Consider the following 20499-nt stretch of genomic DNA (forward strand, 5'->3'; position numbering starts at 1 on the left):
CCCCTAAGCGGAGAACTGGAACTCCATACATCCCGCACGCGATGGGTGTGCGTCCTACTCTGCAGTGAGTCCTCAGCGGGAGATGGAAGGTATGTTGAGCGAGGGGAACGCAAAGAAGCCGACGGAAGCTTTCTACGAGCGCGAGCACCTGCGGCGGATGGCGCGCAAGCTGGGTCTGCACCTGGTGAAGTCAAACCGGCGCGAGCCTCAGCAGGAGATCAGTTTTAGCCGGACATCGCAGGTTGTCGAGCCCAGGCTGGGCGCCGCCGCGGGCAGTGCTGCGCAAGCTGTGCAACCGCGTGCCGATTTGGATAAGTGCGGGTGAGCGTTTGCGTTTCCGCGCGCTGGGTTATCGGCACGGCCCGTTTCCGGTCCGGTCACCGGTACCTGCGCACCGCTTTCACGACCATTGAGAACACCCCGGACTCGTCGCGCGTCAATTGCAGGGATACATGCCGGTTGATGGCGATCTCGGCTTCGAGAAACTGCTGCGCGGTGGTGTCGACGTTGGTTGCGTAGGTCAGCGTCACGTTTTTGCCGAGTTGCTCCTCGACGGTGATGCGGGTGGTGGTGTTGCCCAGGGCGCCGAGGTAAGTGGGGTCTACCTTCACTGAGCCGGCGCCGAAGAGCTTTTGCACGCGGCTGCTTACCGTGGCGTTGAGCGCACCCCCCAAGAGCACGTCAGCCGACGAGTTGGTTCCCGCGGAGCGCTGCTGCTGTTCGTTATAAAGGCCGCCTTGCTCGCTCTGTGTCCGCCCCAGCGCCAGGAGCGCCACGACATCGGCTTCAGGCAGCGGCGGGTCGCTGCGGTAAGTCACGGTCATTTTGTCAGGTGTTCCGTGCAGGCCCAGGCTGATGTCATAGTCCTGTACGCGTGCTGTAGCGCTTAGATCGATGTTGGGCTGAATGCGGACGGGGTTGGTGAAACTGATATCGCCGCGCTGCAATTCGTAGCGGGTGCCGGCGATGGTGGCGTCGCCTTCAGTGATGGAGATGCGCCCCTGCAGCGAAGGCGTGGCCAGGGTCCCGCGTACGCGCAGGTCCACATCGCCTGCCAGTTTGGCATACGCGTTCTGGAAATTGAGCTGCGGTGACGAACGGATGCGCAGGTCCAGGCGCACGCGGTTGGAAGGCGCATTGGCGGGGGCCACGGGGGAAACCGCGTTCGCCTGCGCGGCCAGCCCCGCGACATCCAGATTCGAACTGATGGAGAACCGGGTAATGAGGATGTTGCCGGCAAGAAACAGGCCCGACGGGTTGCCGGTCAACTGCACGTCTGCGTCCGCCATTGAACTCACGCCTTCCGGGTAGCGGATGCGCACTGAATTTCCCTTGAGGGTCAGGCTTGCGTAGAGGCCGCGCTGATAGGCGAGATATCCCCCGATCTGCAACTGTCCGCCACCGGTCAGGGCGGTGAGGGAGCGCACTTCAAGGCGCTTCTGGTTGAACTCCAGGGTTCCGTTGACCTGGCTCAGGCTGTTGGGCAGGTCTTCCAGCGCGAAGGATCCGTTCTGAATTTGCACACGGCCGCGCATGTCGGGATCGGAAAGAGATCCGTGCGCCTCAATATCAAAAGTGGAATTGCCGCCGGCTGTGATGTTGGCATTGAGGGTCTGGGCCACTTTCAGATTGATGGACCCATTGGCGGCGAAGTCTATGCGCCGCGGTTCCAGGAATCCGACGGTACCCTGCGCGCGCATGTCCGTGCCTTCACCCTTGATGTGCAGCGCGTCCAGAGTGAGGCGTCCGTTGTCGAGTGCGGCGTGCAGCCCGCCTTCGGTCTGCAGCTGTACGCCGGCCACGGTCAGCGCTACCTGCTCCATGCGGAGGTCGCCGCGCATCTCCGCGGGACGGCCCAGTGGACCTGCCAGATGGGCTACTCCGCTCAAAGCCGATTGCGCCGATACGGCATCGATGTGCTCCAGCTTGAGAAGGGTGCCCACGTCGAAGCGGGTGAATTGCACCTGGCCTTCTGTCGGAAACGGATCGCGCAATTCTGTCTTCCCCTTCACGGAGAGCTCAGCCGAGTCATAGCGGGTGCCGGCGTCATAGACCAAGGCGTTTTTCTCGGTGTGCGCCTTGAAGGTGAGCTCGCCCAGCGATTGACCGCGCAGGGTCAGGCCTTCCACTCTGCCCTGACCCTGAATGTGCGGCTCCTCGCGGGTTCCCGTGCCGGTGAGCTGAAGGCTCAGGTGACCCGTCAGGTCGGGGATGGCGTTGCGCAGAGCGTGAACTTTCGCCAAGTCGATTTCTTCCGTGCCGCCCTGAAAGTCGAAGGTCTGTGCGTGCAGGTTGTACGTTCCATGCAGGGAAGCGATACCCTGCGGCCCGCTGACGCTGCTTTTGTGAATCGTGACCACATTGTCTGCCAGTGAGCCCTGGACCAGGACGCTACTTACCGGCTCTCCGTAGATGCTGCCCTGGTTGAGTGTCAGGGTGCCGGAGCCGCCCAGCGCGTGGAGCGGACCCTCGGCCGTGATCTGCGCGTCGACCAGCCCCGTGATCGGCACGTCGATTCCCGCGGCGGGCAAAACATCTTCGGGCTTGACGCCGGTGGCGCGCATGCGCGCGTGCACAATGGATCGATTGTCAAACTCCGGGGGCTCGCCGCCGCTGCCGGCCCGGCTCCTGGTACCCTGATGCTCAGCGATGGCCTGGGGAGCGGCCGTTATGGTCCCATCCATCACGATCTGGGCTGCGCCGTGGCGCAACTGGCTGTGCACGATGGTGATGCGTTCCGCGTCGTAGCTGCCTTCGGCCTCGATGGTGTCCCACTGGATGAACTGTGGCTGAGCAGCTTTCGACCCGGAAGAGGGAGTCACCTCGAGGCTGACATTGGTGGCCTGCAGTTGTCCGTTCAAACGCGGCGAGGCAAGGGAGCCCTCCCAGCCGCCTCGAAAATCGGCCTGGCCGTGAATGCCAACCGGCAGGGCGGCCGTTCCTGACTTGCCGTCCCGCGACAGCCCCAGAGCGCGCCGCACGGTGTCAAAGTCGGCAACGTTGGTGGAATGGAGATCCACGCGGAGGGCAGTGGGGCTGGTAAGTGGATAAGCCCCCAGGCGCCCCTGCGCGGACAGCCGGCTCGAAGGCAGATTCACTTCGAAGCGGCGCAGGTCCACGGCCCCGTCCCGCTGCGTGTACGTCCCTTCAATCTGCCCCTGTGCCGGCACTTCGCCGGAGGCCGGGGAGGGCGAGGCGTTCACCGCAAAGGCTCCGTCGACGGCGAGTGTCCCAACTTCCCCGCGCACCCACGCGGCATGCGCCGATCCGTTCAGCAGGCCGGCGATCCCGAGCCGCTGCATCGCAGGGGGGCTCACCATTTGGAGCACGGTGTCGATGGAAACGCCCTTCAACTCAGCCTTCACGTTTCCGTTGACGAGAATGGTGGACGGGGGCGGCTTGAGCAGCGTGGAATGCGTTGCGGGGGGGAGGGGCAGAGCAGGTGGCGCGTGGGGATGCAGCGCCTTGTCAAGGCGGTTGCGCAGATCCATGTGCGGCTTGGGACGCGCGCCGCCGGCAGGCGGTCCCGCTGCTTCCATCACGGCCGTTCCAACGGAGACCGGCAGCCAGTTTTGCAGGCGCACTTCGCCGTCGATTTCGCCGCCTTGACGGAGCCGGGCGACGATCTGCGTGATCAGTAGTTCGCGGCTGTCGGCGTGGACGCGCGTATGCAGATTGATTCCGCGCTCGCTCACGCCTGTGCCGATATAGGCTGCGTTCTCGGCATGCACGGCGCCGTCGATGTGAAATTCGCCGCCGCTGCCGCCACCGGTGAGATCGAGATGGGCCACGCCCTCCGGCGCATCCGCATAGTCGAACAGCGGGCGCAGAAGCCGCAGATCGAGATCGCCCTTAACCGCTGCCTGCCACTGAGGCCGATTGAAGTGGGACAGGGCGCCGGTGACATCCAGGGTACGATCGGGCGCGCCCTTGCTGCGGGCCGTCACGCGCAATGAACGCAGGGTGGCAGCATCGCGCGTCAGATCGATGCTGCTCTGTATGGAGCCATACACGTCGGGGAAGTCTTTGAGGGTGCCGCCGCGGGTGAGGTTGAGGTTTTTGATCGCAGCGACGATCCGGTACATTTCCTGTCCGCGCGCATTGGCAGGCATATACTCCATGGCGAAAGACACGTCGTCTCCGCGAAGATCGAGCGGCTGATAGCGGTTCTTCGTATCGAGCGCGTCGGCGGCACGGTCGTCGATGTGGAACATCCCCTGTTCCACCGCTACGTGACCTGCCTGCAGCTTGAACAGGGTGTCCATCCCGGAGCCGCTCGACTTGCTGGCAGGCGTGGGCGGACGGGGCTGATTGGTCTGCCCGTCGGGGTAGAGGATGAGGTGGAACTGCGGGCGTTCGATCTCCAGATCGCGGAGGTGGACGTCGGGGCTCCACCAGAATCCCAGGATGCTTACGCGGGCATGCAGTTTGTCGATGCGGGCGTAGGGCTCTTCGCCGGCCGCCTCGTCGCCATGGATGACAATTCCGGCCGCCTCTGCCTCCAGGGCAAACAGGCGCCACTCGAAGGAGCCAATCTCAACCCGGCCCCCGGTGGCCTTTTCCAACTTTGAAGTGAGTTGGCGCCGCACCATGGCCGCAAACTGACGGGAGTTGACCCAGAACCCTACCGCCGCGGCGATGGCGGTCACCGCCACCACGAGGCCCGCGGTGTTCCATAACCAGCGCTGTTTACGTGCCGGTCTCCGCGGCGTCGAGGGCTCGGCTTTGGCGGTGCTCATTCATTGCCTCCGCCCTGGCTGGCTTGAACGGCCGGCATCTCCAGCGAGGGATCGAGGATCTGCACGTCGCCCTGCTTGCGCAGATTGTCGAGCCAGGCGCTGAACAGCTTGTTGACCTGCTCCTGCAGCAGCACTTCCTCGATGCGCTTGGAGACGCTGTCGAGCGTTGGGGCAGTCTGTCCCGCGGGATACTCGGGCAGCAGCGTGGTTTTGTAGTAGCTCTCAATTTCTTCCGGTGCAATGTGTATGCCCTGACGGAACCGTGTCTCGATGAACGACAGAAACTCCAGCCGCAGACGCATGTAGGTTTCGACTTCGTCCGGGGTGATGCGGTTTTTAGCGAGGAAGGCTTTCCATCCCTGGTCGGAAGAGCAGTTGGCGGCCACGCAGGCCGGCAGCTTCTCCCGGGCTTCCGCGATGCGCGCTTGCACCTCTTCCTCGGTGGGCGTTGCGGAGGCTTCTTCCTCGTGTCGTATCTGCTGCTGGATCAGATTGCGGCTGATGAGGCGATTCAGGGTACTTCTGGCATCCGGCGCTTCGTTTTGAGCGCGCGGCTCCAGCACGGAAAGCCGCATGGCCGTTTCCACGTCGCTGGCCAGAATCGCCTGGTTGTTGACCAGGGCGACCACACGGTCCAGCAGGACACGTCTCGAAGGCTGGGGGCCGGCAGGCTGGGGGCCGGCGGGCTGGGTCTGCTGGGCAGCTGCGCATGCGCATCCCGCTGCCAGAATCGCGCAGAACGAAACGGCATGCCAACTCAGAAACTGCCTCAGCCGCATTGTTGGTAGCACGAGCATCAGAAAGTCTGTCCGAGGCTGAAGAAAAAGTTGAAGTGGCTCGCTGAACCAATGTGCTGATTGGAGAAAGGCTCTGCTTTCCCATAGTCTACGTTGACCGGAAAAATGGGCGGATTCAAGTTGTAGCTGAAATCCAGCCGGATCGGCCCGACCGGGGTGTGATACCGCACACCCACTCCGGGAGTTTGAGAGAAGTAGTCGAACCGGCAACTCCGGGTGGGTCCAGTCGAGTAAGTCGGACCATCTGGATAAGGCAGCGTCAGCTTGTGCGTCACCGGATCTTCCACAGGCGTGGTGTTGACTCTGCATGCTTTGCGGTCAGGCTGGTTGAACCGAAGCAAGCTGGGCCACACGTCGCCCGAGTTGTTGAAGATATTCCCCATATCGTGAAAGATCACGAGGCTCAGCGCATCTCCCAGGTAGGGGAGAGGCGAAGCCGGTAGCCGCAGTTCCGTGCTGTTGACCAGGGCTCCCGCCCCGCCGATCGGAAATCCGGTGTCGGGATCGCGTGGGCCGGCAGCGTTAATCGAATATCCACGCAACGATGTTGCTCCGCCCGCGAACAGCCGCTCAGGGAGAGGAAGGAGGCGGTTGCCATTGGCGCCAAATGCGCGTTCCTGACCGTACCGGGTATTGCGCGCCAGCACCCACTTCTCTTTGTCCCAGGAGTAGTAGCTGGAGTTGGATGTGTCAATGCGGTTGAACCATGCCTCCGCCCCGAAGGGCCCCGCCGAAGTAAACTCCGCAAAGCTCGTATAGGTGCCTCGATGGGTGTCGACCGGGCTGTCGCGCGTGTCCCGCACCCAGGTGAAGCCCGGGCCGCCGATGCGAACAGCGGCTGCAAGTATCGGCACAAAGGCAGGGAAGACCTGCAGGCTTTCCTTGGCCACCTTCACGCGCCGGAAATCAAAGCTGTAGATGAAAGTGTTGGCGCGCAGCAACGCCGATCCCGGGCGGTTGTACTTCTGTGTGACCCGAAAGCCGGCCTCGAGGCGGGATGCCACGTAGGTGGTCACGGTCTGGCTGTTCTCGTAGCCGCCGGTAAACGTCAGCCCGAAATTGCGGCTTCCGAGAAACCTCGGACTCTGATAGATCAGGTCGGCCTTCTGTTCCAGAAGGCCGTAGTTTCCCTGGATTGAGGCCGACTGCTCGCGGCCGAAAAGGTTGTTGCGCGTGAGTGCCATCAGCAGGCGCGGGCTGATACCCGTTCGACCGCTGGGCGTGCATTCAACCCCGCTGGCGATCAGCCCCTGGCAGCCATTCACCGGGGTACCGGTCTGCACCTCGAATCCGCCGCCGTACGTGAAGGTCCAGCGGCGCGCCTCGGTGGCCTGCAGCAGCACGGTTTTGTGGGTCTCGTCCCCGGTAGGATTCTGTGTCGCCAGGTTGATCTCGTTGAACAGCCCGAACTCGTACATGTTGCGCTGGGTCTCCTCGAGCGCGGCCTGATTCAGAGGATCGCCCGGGTGCAGGGTGATGGCTTTGGCGATGGTTTGCGGGCGGGTGTAGTGCAATCCGGTCACAAGCACATTACGCACCAGCAACTGCGGCCCCTCCGTGATCCGGAACGTCACGTCGGCCTTTGTCGGGTCATCCGGACTTGTCTCCTGGTCCACGTCGATATGGGCCTCGGAATACCCCTTGGTCATGTATTCCGTAGAGAGGGTATCGCGGTCTGCCGCCAGGTTGCGTGCGGAGAGCAACTGGCCCGCCTCGGTATTCAACAGCGATGCGAGCGTTTCCGCGGGGACATGTTCGTTGCCCTTGAACTGCAGGGTGCCCACGCGCTGCTGCTGGCCCTCATCGATGTGGTAGATCACGCGTAAGGGAGCGTCCAGCTTTCTGCCCGAGGCGAGCGCCTGCATCACCGGCCCGGCGGTATCCTGTTGTGCGCTGGGCGCGGGATGGGCCTTCGATGTATCCGCGGGCCCCGACAAAGTCCGCGGCGTTACCTTTACGTCTGAGAAGCCGTTGTTGCGGTAGGTGGCCTCCAGAGCTGAGACATCGGCTGCGACCAGCGCCTGACTATAAACGCCGTGACGGTCGAGCGAACTGGCGGCATGCACGCTCAGCAGGTCCACCAGCGTGGCAGAACTGAAGTAGTGGTTGCCCTCCACGGACACCTGCTCCACGCTGCGTTTTTCGCCGAGGTTCACGTTGAAGGCGATCAGCACCTCTCCCGGCGCCGGGCTCGAGGTCTGGTGATCCACCTTCACTTCGAAGTACCCCGTGCTCTGAAGATAGTTGCGGATGCGCCGATTGCCTTCATTCAGCAGGTCCTCGTCCACCGTTCCTTCCTCATAAATGGGGATGAGCCGCTTGATCCGCTCCTCGCCCAGGCTGGCTCCCTCGACCACCACCTTCACGATGGGTCCGCGGTTGGCGCTGAAACGGTATCGGATTCTCTGCGCTTCGTAGAGCTGCGATTCCAGCTTGATCTCTGCTTCCAGGCGCTTCTGCTTCTTGTAATATTTCAGCGCCGACGCGAGTCCCCGGCTCACGGTGTCGCGGTCGACGGCCGAACCGGCCTTGAGGCGCGCGACTTTGCGGAACTGCTCCGCTGACATGCCGGGATCTCCGGTCACCTCGACGGCTCCCACCCGGGCTCGGGGACCGGAGTTTACGGTGAATGCCACATCTGTCAACTGCTCGTCCGTGTGGGGAGTGAGCGCGCTATGAATCATCGGCTCGTGATAGCCGTTCTGGGCCAGAACCTGGAGCATGGCCTGTTGCGCCTGCTTGAGCTTAGCGTCGGTGAGGCGGGTTCCGGCATTGAGGCGGGCTGCCCTTTCCAGTTGTGTATTCACGGTGGCGCCTTTGGCTCCGCTCACGGTAACCATTCCGATGAACATGCGCGGGGTGCCGTGAAAAATGAGTGTCAGGCCATCCCCGCCCCGTTCCGCCGAGGCCTCCACGCTGTCGAACAGTCCGGTTGCAAACAGTTGACGCAGGCTTTCGCCGACCTTCTGCGCATCCAGCGCGGCGCCCGTTTTCTGCGCCAGGCTCAGCGAACTCAGCCGGTCCGCGGCCACGCCCTCAAAGACGATCCGCTGCACGGACTGCCGATCGAATTGCGCATACTGGTCGATCTCGGCAGAGACGGAATCCGCCGCGCGTGCCAGGCATCCAAACGACGGGGCGCCAAATACGGTCACGAACAGGGCTAGCAGTGCCAATATGCGCGTCACGCCGCATCTCTCCAGACTGGCAACCCTCAAATTCGTGCTCCCAATGGTGCTTCAATCAACACTTATGCACAAAGCTGCATCTAAAGAGATATCAGCGAGGCTAACGACACGGCGTTTCCGCCGATTCTCTGCCACTTCAAACCGCTGCCCCCTATACTAACGAGGAATGATGAGCGGCGCAGCCCTACGCGGCCTTTCGGTCGATCCTCCAAGGAAACGAATGACGCTAAGCAGGTCAACCATGCAGAGTTCCAATGTGACACCGATCCGGGCCGCGGCTACTGCTGAGGAACCCGATACGGACAGTTCGACAGTGGCGGCTCCGGAACACGGCTCAGCAGCCGCGGTGGCAGAAACGGCTTCTCCCGCACCTGCCCCTCCGCCAGTGCCGGGGAGTGATGCCGATATCCTTGCACGCGCCCAGGCTGGTGACCACTATGCGTTTGCACAGCTCTACTCGCTGCACAAGCGCCGCATTTACTCGCTCTGTCTCCGCATGGTGGGCAACGTTGCGGAAGCTGAAGATCTTACGCAGGAAGCATTTCTCCAGCTGCATCGCAAAATCGCCACTTTCCGGGGCGACTCAGCCTTTTCCACGTGGCTGCACCGGCTGGCGATCAACGTGGTGCTCATGCATCTGCGCAAGAAAGGGCTTTCTCTGATCAGCCTCGACGAGGCGATGGAACCGACGCCGGAGGAGGGTCCTGGCCGCAGTTTTGGCGCGCCCGACCTTTCGCTGACCGGGTCCATTGACCGCCTGGCCCTGGAGCGCGCCATCTCTGACCTGCCCGCGGGTTATCGTCTGATCTTTGTTCTGCACGATATCGAAGGGTACGAGCACAACGAAATCGCCGCGATGCTCGATTGCTCCATCGGCAACAGCAAGTCGCAACTGCACAAGGCCCGGCTGAAGCTGCGTGACGCCATGCGGACCATTCCCCGAAGGGAGGGGCGGCGGTGATGAAGAAGCACTGCGACATGACGTGCGAACAGTTCACTGCCGGCATGGCCGAACTGATAGCGTCGGGGAAGAACATCTTCGCCCATCCGCACGTGAAGAGCTGCAAGATGCACCGGGCCCTGCTGGAGGACCTGGAGGCAATCGTCGTGGCGGCGCAGCAACTCTTTCCTGACGTTGACCCTTCCGATAAAGTATGGTCGAAGATCAAGGACCAGATTGCACCGCTGGGAGGGCTCGACGAACTGATCTCCGAGCCATTCTCCGGGTTCCGTCTCGTGGTTCGGACAAAAGTAGTGCAGAATGGGCGTTTGCAGGACAATCCGATGGCGTACGATAACCAACTTGGCGGGAGAAACGTTTTTGTTCCTGGAATGCGCATCAAGGCATCCGGGCACAGGTCTCCGCCTTACCCAGGGGAAGGGCGGCGAGGATGAACGACCCAAAAGACATGACATGTGAGGAATTTCAGTCGCAGATGCCGGAGCTCATCGGCTCCGGCGTAGACGCGTCTGCCCACCCTCACGTGCAAAATTGCGATCTTTGCCGTGCTCTGCTGCAGGACCTGGAAACCATTGCCGAGGCGGCACGCCAGCTATTTCCGGTGGAGGATCCGCCGGATCGGCTCTGGCAGTCGATTCAAAGCGCCATCCAGCAGGATGACGGCACCGGCTCGTCGGCCGGGCAGCCGGCGGCTGAGAGCAAGCAGGAAGAACCCAGCCGGAAGTAGCCTTTCCGACCGGCCGGCGTCAGAAACCAGCTCCGCACAATTCCGGAGACAACGCGATGGCGCCAGCCCATAACCCGTTTTTCTGTTGATGCAGCTCCCATTCGGCCACACTCACTTTCCTGTGAGTGTGGCCGATAACGCATGGGAGCAGTCCTGGCCCCCTCCACCCGCGCAATCTCTTCCGCTTCCGAAGACTTCGGCAACTCCAAGGGCGGGGTCGAGCGGTCTAAGGAACAGGGGGGCGATGGCAGGCGTAAGTACGGACAGACAGCAGGCGGGAGGCACGGCCAGTTTTCCGCATCTTTTGATATACTGCGCTCTCTAATGTAAGAGAAGTTGACAAGAGGACACTCAATGTCGAGCCAGAACCCGATTATCCCGCCGTCGCAGCCTTCCGTAGCTAATCCAGTCTCGGGGCTCCGGCGTATTCCCGTGCTTCCTGTACGAGATACCGTTTTATTCCCTCATGCCGTTTTACCTCTTACCGTGGGCCGCGAGAGCTCGATTCAGTTGATTGAGTCCCTGGCGGACGAGCGCACCATCGCCGTGACGGCGCAGAAAGACGCGCGCCTGGATTCGCCCACTCCCGATGACATGCATACAGTTGGCACCCTGGCCACCGTACATAAGGTGGTGCGGATGCCCAACCAGAGCCGCTTCGTTTTCACGGAAGGGGTGGAGCGCGTCCGGCTGGTGCGCTATGTGCAGACGGAGCCTTTCATGATCGCCGAAATCGAGACGCTGGAGGGGGTTGAAAACGAGCCCGGTTCCTCGGTCGAGGCGCTGGTGCGCGTGGTGATCGGCCAATTCCAGCAGATCGTCTCCGAGTCGCCCACTCTCTCCGATGAACTGCGTACGATTTCGGCCAACATCGAAGAGCCGGGTCGCCTGGTGGATTTCGTGGCATCGTCCCTGCCGTTTCTCACCACCGACGACAAGCAGTTGCTGCTTGAAACCCGCGGGGTGGCAGCCCGCCTGGAACTTATCAACACGCATCTGGCCAAGGAGATCGAGGTCCAGCAGCTTCGCGCCAAGATCCAGAACGAGGTCCAGGACCAGGTGCAGCAGTCGCAGCGCGACTACTATCTGCGCGAGCAGATGAAGGCCATCCAGAAGGAACTCGGCGAGCAGGACGAGGGCCAGCGCGAGGTCGAAGACCTGCGCAAGAAGATTGAAGAAGCGGGCATGCCGGAGGACGTGAAGAAGGAGGCCATGAAGGAACTGGGCCGCCTGGGCCGCATGTCACCGATGGCCGCCGACTACTCGCTCACCCGCAATTACATCGAGTGGCTCGCCGTGCTTCCGTGGGCGAAATCCTCCGGTTCCATCATCGACATCACCAAGGCGAAGGGGATTCTGGACGAGGACCACTATGAGCTGAAGAAGGTCAAGGACCGCATCCTCGACTACCTTTCGGTTCTGGAACTCAAGCCTGACATGAAGGGGCCGATTCTGTGCTTTGTCGGACCTCCGGGCGTGGGCAAAACCTCGCTGGGCCGCTCGATTGCGCGCGCACTGGGGCGCAAGTTCCAGCGCATTTCGCTGGGCGGCATGCACGATGAAGCTGAAATTCGTGGCCACCGGCGGACCTATATTGGAGCTTTGCCTGGTCAGATCATTCAGAGTATACGGCGGGCGGAAACCAACGACCCGGTGATCATGCTCGACGAGATCGACAAGCTGGGGCGCGATTTCCGCGGCGACCCCGCCTCGGCTTTGCTCGAGACGCTGGATCCGGAGCAGAACAACACGTTCCGCGACAACTATCTCGACGTGCCGTTCGACCTGTCGAAGGCGCTCTTCATCTGCACCGCCAACATGCTTGATACGGTGCCTCCGCCGCTGCTGGACCGCATGGAACTCATTCCGCTGCAGGGCTACAGCGAGGAAGAGAAGCTGCACATCGCCAACCGTTATCTGATTCCGCGCCAGATCAGGGAGAACGGCATTTCTACGGATCAGATCGAGTTCCCTGAGGCTTCAGTGCGCCATGTGATCCGTCACTACACGCGAGAAGCCGGGGTGCGCAAGCTCGAGCAGGTTATCGGGACCATCTGCCGCAAGGAAGCGCGGCGGGTGGTGGAAGGCAAAAAGGAGAAGCTCGAAGTCACCCGCGAGATCGTCAAGGAATTCCTGGGCAACATCCAGGTTCGTGTCGAGACCGAAGTAGCTGAGCGGGTCAAGCGTCCCGGCGTGGCGGTGGGGCTGGCCTGGACACCGGCGGGCGGCGACGTGCTCTTCATCGAAGCCAACAAGATGAAGGGTAAGGGCAACTTCACGATCACCGGCCAGATTGGCGAGGTCATGCAGGAATCCATGCAGGCTGCGCTGACGTGGGTGCGCTCCAACTCCGCGCGGCTCGGCCTCTCAGAGGACTTCAACAAGGACCTGGATATTCACATCCACGTCCCGTCGGGAGCGATTCCCAAGGACGGTCCTTCGGCGGGCGTGACCATGGCCACCGTGCTGGCGTCGTTGCTGTCCGACACGCCGGTGACCCGGCAGACAGCGATGACCGGCGAGATCACGCTGAGCGGCAATGTGCTGCCCGTTGGCGGCATCAAGGAAAAGTTCCTTGCTGCCAGGCGCGCCGGAGTCACAACCGTGATTCTGCCGGCCGATAACAAGCAGGACGTGGAAGAGGACCTGACGCCGGAGATGATGGAAGGCGTTGCGGTCCACTTCGCCCGCACGATCGATGACGTGCTTGACGTGGCGCTGCCGCAAGTCAGGGTGCGCCACGCATCCTCGTCCTCCGCCACTTCCGAGTACCCTGCGGCAACGAGCCATCCTGCACCTGCAGGCATGCCTGCGCCGACAGACCAGCCCGCGCCCGCGGCTGCATGACCTGCGGCCAACCTCAACACGCAAGGCCGGCAGACTTGCCGGCCTTGCTTTTTCGATCATCTGGAATTCAATTGATTCTGAGCCGCCACGTTGCCGGCAACGTTCCCTAGCCCGCCGGTTCCGGCATCATGCGAACGAGGAACGCTTCGACCTCCGAAGCGAGTGTCGGCACCGACTCGCGCGGAGCGCCGGTGTGCACGTAATAGGGGTTCATCACGGAAAGGGTTTCATTCACGAAGAGCTTTCCGTGCATTGCCGCGCCGTGCTTGACCAACTCGCCTGGCAGCGTGTCGGAGTGATACATGCAGACTCCGCTCAATCCCGGGTACTTGCGGAAGAGCTGTTCGAGTTTCCATTCGTATTGCAGCAGCCTGGGAATGTTTTTGTCCGGTCCCAGTTCCCAAGTCATGTCGCCGGCGGCAAACAGGCCTGCGTGACCGTCGTCAAGCGCCTGCTGCACGGATTGCTCGAGCCCTTCGAGCATGCGGTCCGGGTCGAACACGCCATGATCGATGTGTGACTGCTCTGTGCTGAGGACCAGGCTGCCCATCTTCAACTCAAGGGAGACGTCAACACCCGAAGCGGCCAAGCAGGATTGCATTCCAGCTACCATTGCGGGGCTGTTCAGATAGAGGCAGCGGTAGTTCTCGCCCAGCTTGCGGCGCACAACCTGAGTGAGTGCCGGGAGGTGGCAAGAGGGGGAACCTGCGTACAGGAGGCATTGGTGGCGGGAAGCCGACTCCATAAGTTCGCTCATTATAGCGTGAAAGCAGACATTCTTCGGTCCGGAGCTGAACCCGCGGAAGCCTGACCTCTTTGGGGGCTGGCCAGGAGCATCCATCCGCCATGTCAGCATCGTCCATCGACTGAGCGCCGATGGGAGAGGGTTTGTCATCCGTCTGAGGCCGGCAAATCAGCCGGCTTTTTTCTTTGCAACGACATGACGCGCAGCCCGACTTTGGGTACGCGGCGCAAGGGGCCTCACTAACATCAGAGGGCTCTATCACCGGCGCTACGGTGACCGGGTGGTTCGAGAACTCCGTGATCTTCGGAAGCCGCGACGGGAAAAACATCACAGTTTCCGGCTTCAGTCCTGGCGCGACGTTTGGCACGTTCAAGTTGGTCAGCAGCGGCACAGCCGATATGTATCTCGCAGAGTTGCCGCCGAACCAGCGGGTGGACGAAGGATCGGAGCGCGCCTCGGCGTCGTGATCCAGAGAGATTGGTCTGAGAGCTTTCGTGTCCGGCCGGACGCTGTCAGATCACTCTCACTGGCTGTCGCGCGTCTAACGCAGGAGAGGCGATATCCTTTATTTCGATGCAGGTACGTATTCTCCCATTCGGAATCCTGAAAGACTGGCTCGGCGCATCCACTCTTGAAGTCCCGGAGGGAGCAACGGTCGCCGCTTTGCTCGATCAACTGGCCGCGCAGCGCGCGCCGGTGCCGGCATCCATTTGGGCCAGCATCGCGGTCAGCGTCAACCATGAGTATGCGCGGCCTGGGCACATTCTTGGCGAAGGCGATGAAGTCGGCCTTCTTCCGCCTGTGTCGGGCGGTGCTGCGCGCACGGCGAACGGCGAAGCCGCTGTTCCTTCGCCTGGGTTCGTCGCCATCGTTCGCGACCCGATCGATGCCGCCCCTCTGGTGGCCGCTGCCAAGCACGGCACGGACGGCGCGGTTATCGTCTTCGACGGCATTGTCCGCGACAACACCCGTGGCCGCCAGACGCTGCACCTCGACTATGAAGCCTACGAAGAGATGGCTCTCAAGCAAATGAATGAACTGGCTGCGCAGGCCCGCGAGCGCTTCAGCGTCCGGCATGTGACCATCGTTCATCGGCTCGGGCGCCTTCTTGTTGGTGAAACGAGCGTCCTGATTGTGGCTGCATCGGCTCACCGCGCGCACGCCTACGACGCGTCGCGGTTCCTCATCGACACGCTCAAGAAGACCGTTCCCATCTGGAAGAAGGAGACTTTTGTAGATGGGGCGGTCTGGGCTGACGGCGAAGCTTTCCCCGAGACGATTGCGATTGAGCGCGCGGAGACTGCCGATGGCGACTAGAGAGGTTGTACGGCGCGCACGCTGCGCAACCGCTCAACGCTTTGCGCTTTGGAACGGGGAGCAACTTCACAGCTTGCTGAGAAGGTCGATTGAAAGTTGTTCGGGGAGCCATCATCTCCAGGGGCTAAAGCCAGGGGCCATTCGAATGAGCGGCGTATCGGCCCGACTGAAGTCGTGCCCTTGTTACCAAGCCGGTTCCTCTGCCATGTCTCTGAAACCTGTTCCGTTGTGCAGGGTGAAGTCTCCGAAAAGTGCGCGCTTCAGGTCGCGCCGCGCCTCACTTCTTGACGATCTCCGCAAACGTCTTGGGAGTGTGTTCTTCTTCTCGTTGCTGCTGCTTCTCGCGCCCAGTCTTGCGGCGCAGGACGACGCCAGCCCCACGTTCCGCATCGAGTCGAAACTCGTGAATCTCTTCGTCAACGTTACGGACCAGAACGGCGCCATCGTGGGCGGTCTCAATAAAGAGGATTTCAAGGTGTTGGAGGACGGCCGTTCGCAGGAGATTGCCGTTTTCGAGCGCCAGTCCGAGATGCCGCTCGATCTTATTCTGGCGGTTGACACCAGTGCCAGCACGTTTAAAGACCGCACCCGCGAACGCGACGCCTCGAAGGCTTTTCTTCACGGGCTCGTTCGCCCCCAGGACCAGATCGCCATTATCGAGTTTGCAACTTACGTCAACTTGCTCGTTCCTTTTACCAATAAGGCGAGCCAACTCGAGCACGGCCTCAACTCGCTGAAGGGCGGCGATGCTACCGCGCTCTACGACGCGATTTACCTTGCCTCGGACAGCCTGGCCAAACAGCACGATCGCAAGGTGCTGGTGCTGGTCTCCGACGGAGGCGATACGGCCAAGAGCACCACTTATCAACAGGCGCTTGAACATGCGCTCCGCGGCGAGGTCATGATCTACTCCGTCATCGATGTGCCGATTGAAGCGAGCGCCGGGCGGGATATCGGCGGCGAGCACGCCCTGATCACCCTCGCCGAGCAGACCGGCGGGAAAAGCTTCTACGTGGAAGGCGGGAACCTTGAAAAGGCCTTCTCCAAAGTCAGTGAGGACTTGCGCACGCAATACCTGCTGGGCTACTACCCTCACAACCAGATGCGCAATTCGAGCTTCCACCGGATCAGCGTGACGATTCCGCGCGCGGCCTCGAGCGACTTCATGGTGCGCTACAAGGCAGGCTACTACTCTGAAGCGGCCGAGCAGCAGCCCAAGCGGCGCGTACCGATGGATTGATCCCGTTGTAGACTCTTCACCAGGGGCTTAAGGCATGGCTACTTCTACCCGCATCCCGATCGAGCAATATCTGAAGACTCCCTACGAGCCGGACGCGGAATTCGTGAACGGGGAGATCGAGGAACGAGCCATGGGAGAGTACGACCACAACATGGTCCAGTGGGCGATTCTGGACTGGTTTAGAAGGCACGACAAGCAATGGCAGACGCGCAGCGTGCAGGAGCAGCGTACCCGCCTGAGCGCCGATATCATCAGAATCCCCGACATCAGCGTGTGGGAGCGCAGTGTTCCGATTGAGCCCGTCTTTTCACATCCACAATTGATTGCGATCGAGGTGCTTTCTCCTGAAGACCGGCAGTCCCGCATGCAGGGCAAGGTCGAGGATTATCGCCGTTTCGCGGTGCGCCACATCTGGGTTGTCGACCCGACGCGTCGCGTGGGATGGGACTGCTCCGATGGCAACTGGATGCGCGCGACGCGGTTCGAGGTGAGCGGCTCTCCCATCCATCTCGACCTGGACGAACTGTTTCGCGAACTCGACGACGCTGAGGCCTGAGCGAAGCGCGGAACAGGGAATGACCCGATGGACCGGATCACCCCCGCCCTCGTTCTGGGACCGGCGATCAGAACTGCAGCTTCGCTCCAAACTGAATCTGGCGCGACGTCGTTGCGGTTGTGGTGATCACGCCTGCGGTGGGTGAAATCCCCGTCGTCGCCGACGCATAGACCACCGGGTTCGGTGTGAGGAAGTTGGTGTGGTTCAGCAGGTTGAAGAACTCCGCACGGAACTGCAGACCGGTCCGCTCTGTGAAGCGCGTGTTTTTCGATACCGAAAAGTCCACGTTGGTGAGCCCCGGCCCCAGCAGCGAGTCACGGCTCACGTTGCCGTAGGTGCCGCAGGTCGTGCTTCCGCCGCATGCGGCTGCATCGAAAGTGATGGCCGGCGGCAGGAAGGCGTTTGGATTGAACCACTGCGCCGGCGTCTTCGGATACAGCTTGCCTTGAAATGCCGGATTCCAGTCGGGCCGGACCGGGTTGCGCGTATCTCCGTTGAGTGTGGGGTTATAGCCAAGCTGAGGAGTGAACGGGAATCCCGACTGCACTGCAACAATCCCGCTCACGGCCCATCCCGCGGCCGCATAGCGCACAGGGCCCGACAGGTGAGACGGCTGGGAATGCCGGGCGCCGAACGGCAACTCGTAGGTCGCGCTGACTGATGCCGCATGACGAATGTCGGTTGCGCCCGGGCCCCAGTCGAGCTTGGGATTCAGCGGGAACATCACGAATGCCGGCGTGTTAGCGCTCACGCTGGTGTTCCAAGCCGAACCATCATCCAGATTTTTCGACCACGTGTAGTTGCCACGCACTTGCAGACCCTGGCCGAACGTGCGGCGCACATCCGTGACCAGCGAGTTATAGAGGCCCACGCCCTGCGAAGCCCACGATGTGGTGTTGGCAAGCTTCGGGTTCGCAAACGCGGGACCCTTTGCGTTCGCGGCATACGGATAGTAGACCTTGCCATCCGCTGTGTAACTGGGCACCGGCTCGTTCATGTCCTCCGACAGGATCTGGTGGTAGCTGTGCGAGGCCACATAGCCGACCGCCACGGATGTGTGCGGCGCCACCTCCTGCTCCACACGCAGGTTCCACTCGAGCACCGCGGGCGTGTAAAGGTCGGGCTGCACGTTGCTGGGGGAGACCTTGGTGCCGGCAGGCGGAGGCGTGCCTGGCGTGATCTGGACGTCGGACAGGGCAACGTTCGACAGAGACTCAGCGGTGTTGAAAGGGGCCGTTTGATCGAGGCGGTAGTTCAGCGTGTCCAGCAGCCCGTGGTAGATGCCAAACCCGCCGTGCACGGCTGTCTTGCCATTGCCCCACACGTTCCACGCGAAGCCTACGCGCGGCTCAGGGAGGAAGGCGGCGCGATTTTTGCTCAGAGCGGAGTCGCCCACAAACGAATCGGTTGCGAGCACGCCATCGACGATCGCATAGTTGGCCGCGCGGCCTTGCGACTCATTCCACCCGTTCGACGATTCGAAGCGGAACCCGGCGCGCAACTCCAGCCGAGGAGAAACTTTCCAAGTATCTTCTACGAACCCTGCGCCGAAGAGCGAGCGCCATCCGAGCTCTGTGGGCGACGGGACGACCGTGAAGGTCTTGACTGTTCCCTGAAGGAAGCTCTTCAGATTGCTGAACGACGCCTGTCCGTGCTGATACTGCGCCAGGATGTCATTGGACTGCATCCGCTGGAGCCACACGCCGGTTTCCAGCTGGTGCTTGCCGTGGGTCCAGTAGACGTGGTCGTCAAAGGTGAACAGGTTGCGCGCGGTCTCGTTGTTGCTGCCCACATTGGTGCCGGCCTGGGTGACCTGCGATGCGCCGTTTGATGCGGTGCTGCCGCTGATGACGATGGTGCCGATGGGTCGGCCGGTCACCCAACCGGGAGTATCCACGGGCGTGTAGCCGGTGAAGGAGAAGCTCGCTCGCGAGAATCCGAAGCGCGCGGTGTTGAGCAGGGAGGTGGAGAAGACGTGCTGTTCCTGGATGCTGGCCACCTGCTCGCGGAGGCCTTCGTCGATGCGGCTCAGCGGATTCTGGGAGGGCGTATCCGCCGTGCTGTCGTCTGCGGTGTAGACGCCAAACAGCAGATCGCTGGCGCTGATGTTGTGGTCGACGCGGGCCGTGCCAAAGTCTTCGCGGATGTGCTGCCTGGGATTGCTGAATGCCTCGGCAATGCCGCCGCCCAGCTCCGGCCCGTTCTGCTCGGGCCAGAGATTCAGCAGCGGCTGGGCGGCGGCGTCGACGCCCACGTACGTCTCGCCATCTCCTGAGGCGTTGGGCAGGTAGCCCTGGCGCGCGCGTGAATCCGGAACAAAGGTCACGGTGCTTAATCCCCACGCCTGCCGGAATCCTTCATAGTTGCCGAACAGGAACAGCTTGTTCCTGCGAACAGGGCCGCCCAGCGATCCGCCAAACTGGTTGCGCTGAAAGTTGGGAATCTTTCCCTGGTCAAAGTAGTTGCGGGCATCGAGCGCGCTGTTGCGCACGAATTCAAAAACTGTTCCGTGGACGTCGTTGGTGCCGGAGGTTGTAATCACGCTCACCTGCGCGCCGCTGCGCTTGCCGTAGCTGGCGCCGTAGGTGTCACTCACTACGTTGAATTCCTTCACCGCGTCGACGCCCAGCAACTGTCCGCTGGTGCCACCGGGCGTTACGTTGATGAGCGAGGCTCCGGTGTACTCGATTCCGTTCAGCAGAAACAGATTGTCCTGTGGGCGGCGGCCGCTCACGGAGAACATGTTGCCGACCGAGGAGTTCGAGGTGCCGGTTCCGCCCGACCGCTGGCCGGTGTAGTTCACGGCGCCGGGATTGAGCGTAATCAACTGGTCGTAGCTGCGGCCGTTGAGGGGGAGGTCTTTCACCTGGCGCTCATCGACCAGGCCAGACACCGGCTGCGTGCTTGTGTTGATGGTCTCGCCGGTAGCATCCACTTCCACTTGCTGCTGCAGGTTGGCCACGCCCAGCACGAAATCGAATGTGAGGCTCTGGCCCACGGTGATATTGATTCCCGCTCGCTCCTGAACGTCGAACCCGTCGGCTTCGACCGAGATCGAATAGTGTCCCACGGGCACTGAGGGAGCAACAAAATGGCCGTCGGTGGCGGTGGTCAGCGTACGCGTAGCGCCCGTCTCCGCCTGCCTCACCAGCACGTGGGCGCCGCTGAGGGCTGCGCCGGTGGGATCATGCACGGTTCCGCCGATGGTGCCTCCGACGATCTGTGCATGGCTGGACACCAGGGTGAGTCCAAGCGCCAACGTGAAAACTATGGATACGAGCTTATGCAGCAACTTCATGTGCGTTCCCTCACGAAGAGCAGTAGGGCCGGTAAGGTGCAGGACTCCTGCGGCATCCGCAATACGGATACCGGGCGAGCGCAC

General features: G+C 61.9%; 14 protein-coding genes. 9 read left to right on the plus strand and 5 right to left on the minus strand.

Going from position 1 to position 20499, the window contains the following annotated elements; genetic code table 11:
- Positions 1-91 precede the first annotated feature (91 nt).
- Positions 92-325, plus strand: a complete 234-nt coding sequence (locus tag VGL22_RS19080; protein WP_465268546.1) for a hypothetical protein — start codon at positions 92-94, stop codon at positions 323-325.
- Between the two features lie 52 nt (positions 326-377).
- Here VGL22_RS19080 and VGL22_RS19085 read toward each other — a convergent pair whose 3' ends face one another.
- From VGL22_RS19085 to VGL22_RS19095, 3 genes are read right to left on the minus strand one after another with little or no spacing between them, the layout of a single operon-like run.
- Positions 378-4739 carry a translocation/assembly module TamB domain-containing protein gene (locus tag VGL22_RS19085; protein WP_465268547.1) on the minus strand — a complete coding sequence of 1454 codons (4362 nt, stop codon included), beginning with the start codon at positions 4737-4739 and terminating at the stop codon, positions 378-380.
- On the minus strand, positions 4736-5536 hold the full coding sequence (locus tag VGL22_RS19090; protein WP_465268548.1) for a SurA N-terminal domain-containing protein: 801 nt from the start codon (positions 5534-5536) through the stop codon (positions 4736-4738). The genes VGL22_RS19085 and VGL22_RS19090 overlap by 4 nt, the downstream gene beginning before the upstream one ends.
- Complete coding sequence (locus tag VGL22_RS19095) at positions 5536-8724, minus strand: BamA/OMP85 family outer membrane protein (RefSeq protein ID WP_465268549.1); 3189 nt, start codon at positions 8722-8724, stop codon at positions 5536-5538. The genes VGL22_RS19090 and VGL22_RS19095 overlap by 1 nt, the downstream gene beginning before the upstream one ends.
- A gap of 241 nt (positions 8725-8965) precedes the next feature.
- Here VGL22_RS19095 and VGL22_RS19100 point away from each other — a divergent pair, with 241 nt between their 5' ends.
- From VGL22_RS19100 to lon, 4 genes are all read left to right on the plus strand, one after another.
- The gene (locus VGL22_RS19100) at positions 8966-9685 is read left to right on the plus strand and encodes an RNA polymerase sigma factor (RefSeq protein ID WP_465268550.1); all 720 of its coding nucleotides are present in this window, start codon (positions 8966-8968) and stop codon (positions 9683-9685) included.
- Positions 9685-10119: a hypothetical protein gene (locus VGL22_RS19105; RefSeq protein WP_465268551.1), complete on the plus strand. Its 435-nt coding sequence runs from the start codon at positions 9685-9687 to the stop codon at positions 10117-10119. The genes VGL22_RS19100 and VGL22_RS19105 overlap by 1 nt, the downstream gene beginning before the upstream one ends.
- Positions 10116-10412 (plus strand): hypothetical protein, encoded by a 297-nt coding sequence (locus tag VGL22_RS19110; protein WP_465268552.1) that lies wholly within the window; start codon positions 10116-10118, stop codon positions 10410-10412. The genes VGL22_RS19105 and VGL22_RS19110 overlap by 4 nt, the downstream gene beginning before the upstream one ends.
- Before the next feature lie 354 nt (positions 10413-10766).
- Entirely contained in the window at positions 10767-13259 is a 2493-nt protein-coding gene (lon, locus tag VGL22_RS19115) for an endopeptidase La (RefSeq protein ID WP_465268553.1), read from the plus strand.
- Between the two features lie 106 nt (positions 13260-13365).
- On the opposite strand, the gene VGL22_RS19120 is transcribed toward lon, so the two are convergent.
- A complete protein-coding gene (locus tag VGL22_RS19120; protein ID WP_465268554.1) occupies positions 13366-14154 on the minus strand; it encodes an MEDS domain-containing protein in 789 nt (262 codons plus the stop codon).
- 146 nt (positions 14155-14300) lie between these two features.
- Between VGL22_RS19120 and VGL22_RS19125 the strand changes: the two genes are divergently transcribed.
- The 4 genes from VGL22_RS19125 (at position 14301) to VGL22_RS19140 (ending at position 17117) form a co-directional block, all read left to right on the plus strand.
- A complete protein-coding gene (locus tag VGL22_RS19125; protein WP_465268555.1) occupies positions 14301-14471 on the plus strand; it encodes a hypothetical protein in 171 nt (56 codons plus the stop codon).
- A gap of 106 nt (positions 14472-14577) precedes the next feature.
- Positions 14578-15321, plus strand: a complete 744-nt coding sequence (locus VGL22_RS19130; RefSeq protein WP_465268556.1) for a molybdenum cofactor biosynthesis protein MoaE — start codon at positions 14578-14580, stop codon at positions 15319-15321.
- A gap of 313 nt (positions 15322-15634) precedes the next feature.
- The gene (locus tag VGL22_RS19135; RefSeq protein ID WP_465268557.1) at positions 15635-16561 is read left to right on the plus strand and encodes a VWA domain-containing protein; all 927 of its coding nucleotides are present in this window, start codon (positions 15635-15637) and stop codon (positions 16559-16561) included.
- 34 nt (positions 16562-16595) lie between these two features.
- Entirely contained in the window at positions 16596-17117 is a 522-nt protein-coding gene (locus tag VGL22_RS19140; RefSeq protein WP_465268558.1) for a Uma2 family endonuclease, read from the plus strand.
- Positions 17118-17184: 67 nt separating this feature from the next.
- Here VGL22_RS19140 and VGL22_RS19145 read toward each other — a convergent pair whose 3' ends face one another.
- On the minus strand, positions 17185-20415 hold the full coding sequence (locus VGL22_RS19145) for a TonB-dependent receptor (protein ID WP_465268559.1): 3231 nt from the start codon (positions 20413-20415) through the stop codon (positions 17185-17187).
- Between the last annotated feature and the right edge of the window lie 84 nt (positions 20416-20499).

This window comes from Occallatibacter sp. (genome assembly GCF_036502485.1).
In the GTDB taxonomy this organism is placed as follows: Bacteria; Acidobacteriota; Terriglobia; order Terriglobales; family Acidobacteriaceae; genus Telmatobacter.

Bases quoted from the DNA above. Each gene is read 5' to 3' on its own strand.
- lon (WP_465268553.1), top strand. From the start codon at position 10,767: ATGTCGAGCCAGAACCCGATTATCCCGCCGTCGCAGCCTTCCGTAGCT.
- VGL22_RS19105 (WP_465268551.1), top strand. From the start codon at position 9,685: ATGAAGAAGCACTGCGACATGACGTGCGAACAGTTCACTGCCGGCATG.
- VGL22_RS19130 (WP_465268556.1), top strand. From the start codon at position 14,578: ATGCAGGTACGTATTCTCCCATTCGGAATCCTGAAAGACTGGCTCGGC.
- VGL22_RS19080 (WP_465268546.1), top strand. From the start codon at position 92: ATGTTGAGCGAGGGGAACGCAAAGAAGCCGACGGAAGCTTTCTACGAG.
- VGL22_RS19085 (WP_465268547.1), bottom strand. From the start codon at position 4,739: ATGAGCACCGCCAAAGCCGAGCCCTCGACGCCGCGGAGACCGGCACGT.
- VGL22_RS19110 (WP_465268552.1), top strand. From the start codon at position 10,116: ATGAACGACCCAAAAGACATGACATGTGAGGAATTTCAGTCGCAGATG.
- VGL22_RS19100 (WP_465268550.1), top strand. From the start codon at position 8,966: ATGCAGAGTTCCAATGTGACACCGATCCGGGCCGCGGCTACTGCTGAG.
- VGL22_RS19140 (WP_465268558.1), top strand. From the start codon at position 16,596: ATGGCTACTTCTACCCGCATCCCGATCGAGCAATATCTGAAGACTCCC.
- VGL22_RS19090 (WP_465268548.1), bottom strand. From the start codon at position 5,536: ATGCTCGTGCTACCAACAATGCGGCTGAGGCAGTTTCTGAGTTGGCAT.
- VGL22_RS19120 (WP_465268554.1), bottom strand. From the start codon at position 14,154: ATGACAAACCCTCTCCCATCGGCGCTCAGTCGATGGACGATGCTGACA.
- VGL22_RS19145 (WP_465268559.1), bottom strand. From the start codon at position 20,415: ATGAAGTTGCTGCATAAGCTCGTATCCATAGTTTTCACGTTGGCGCTT.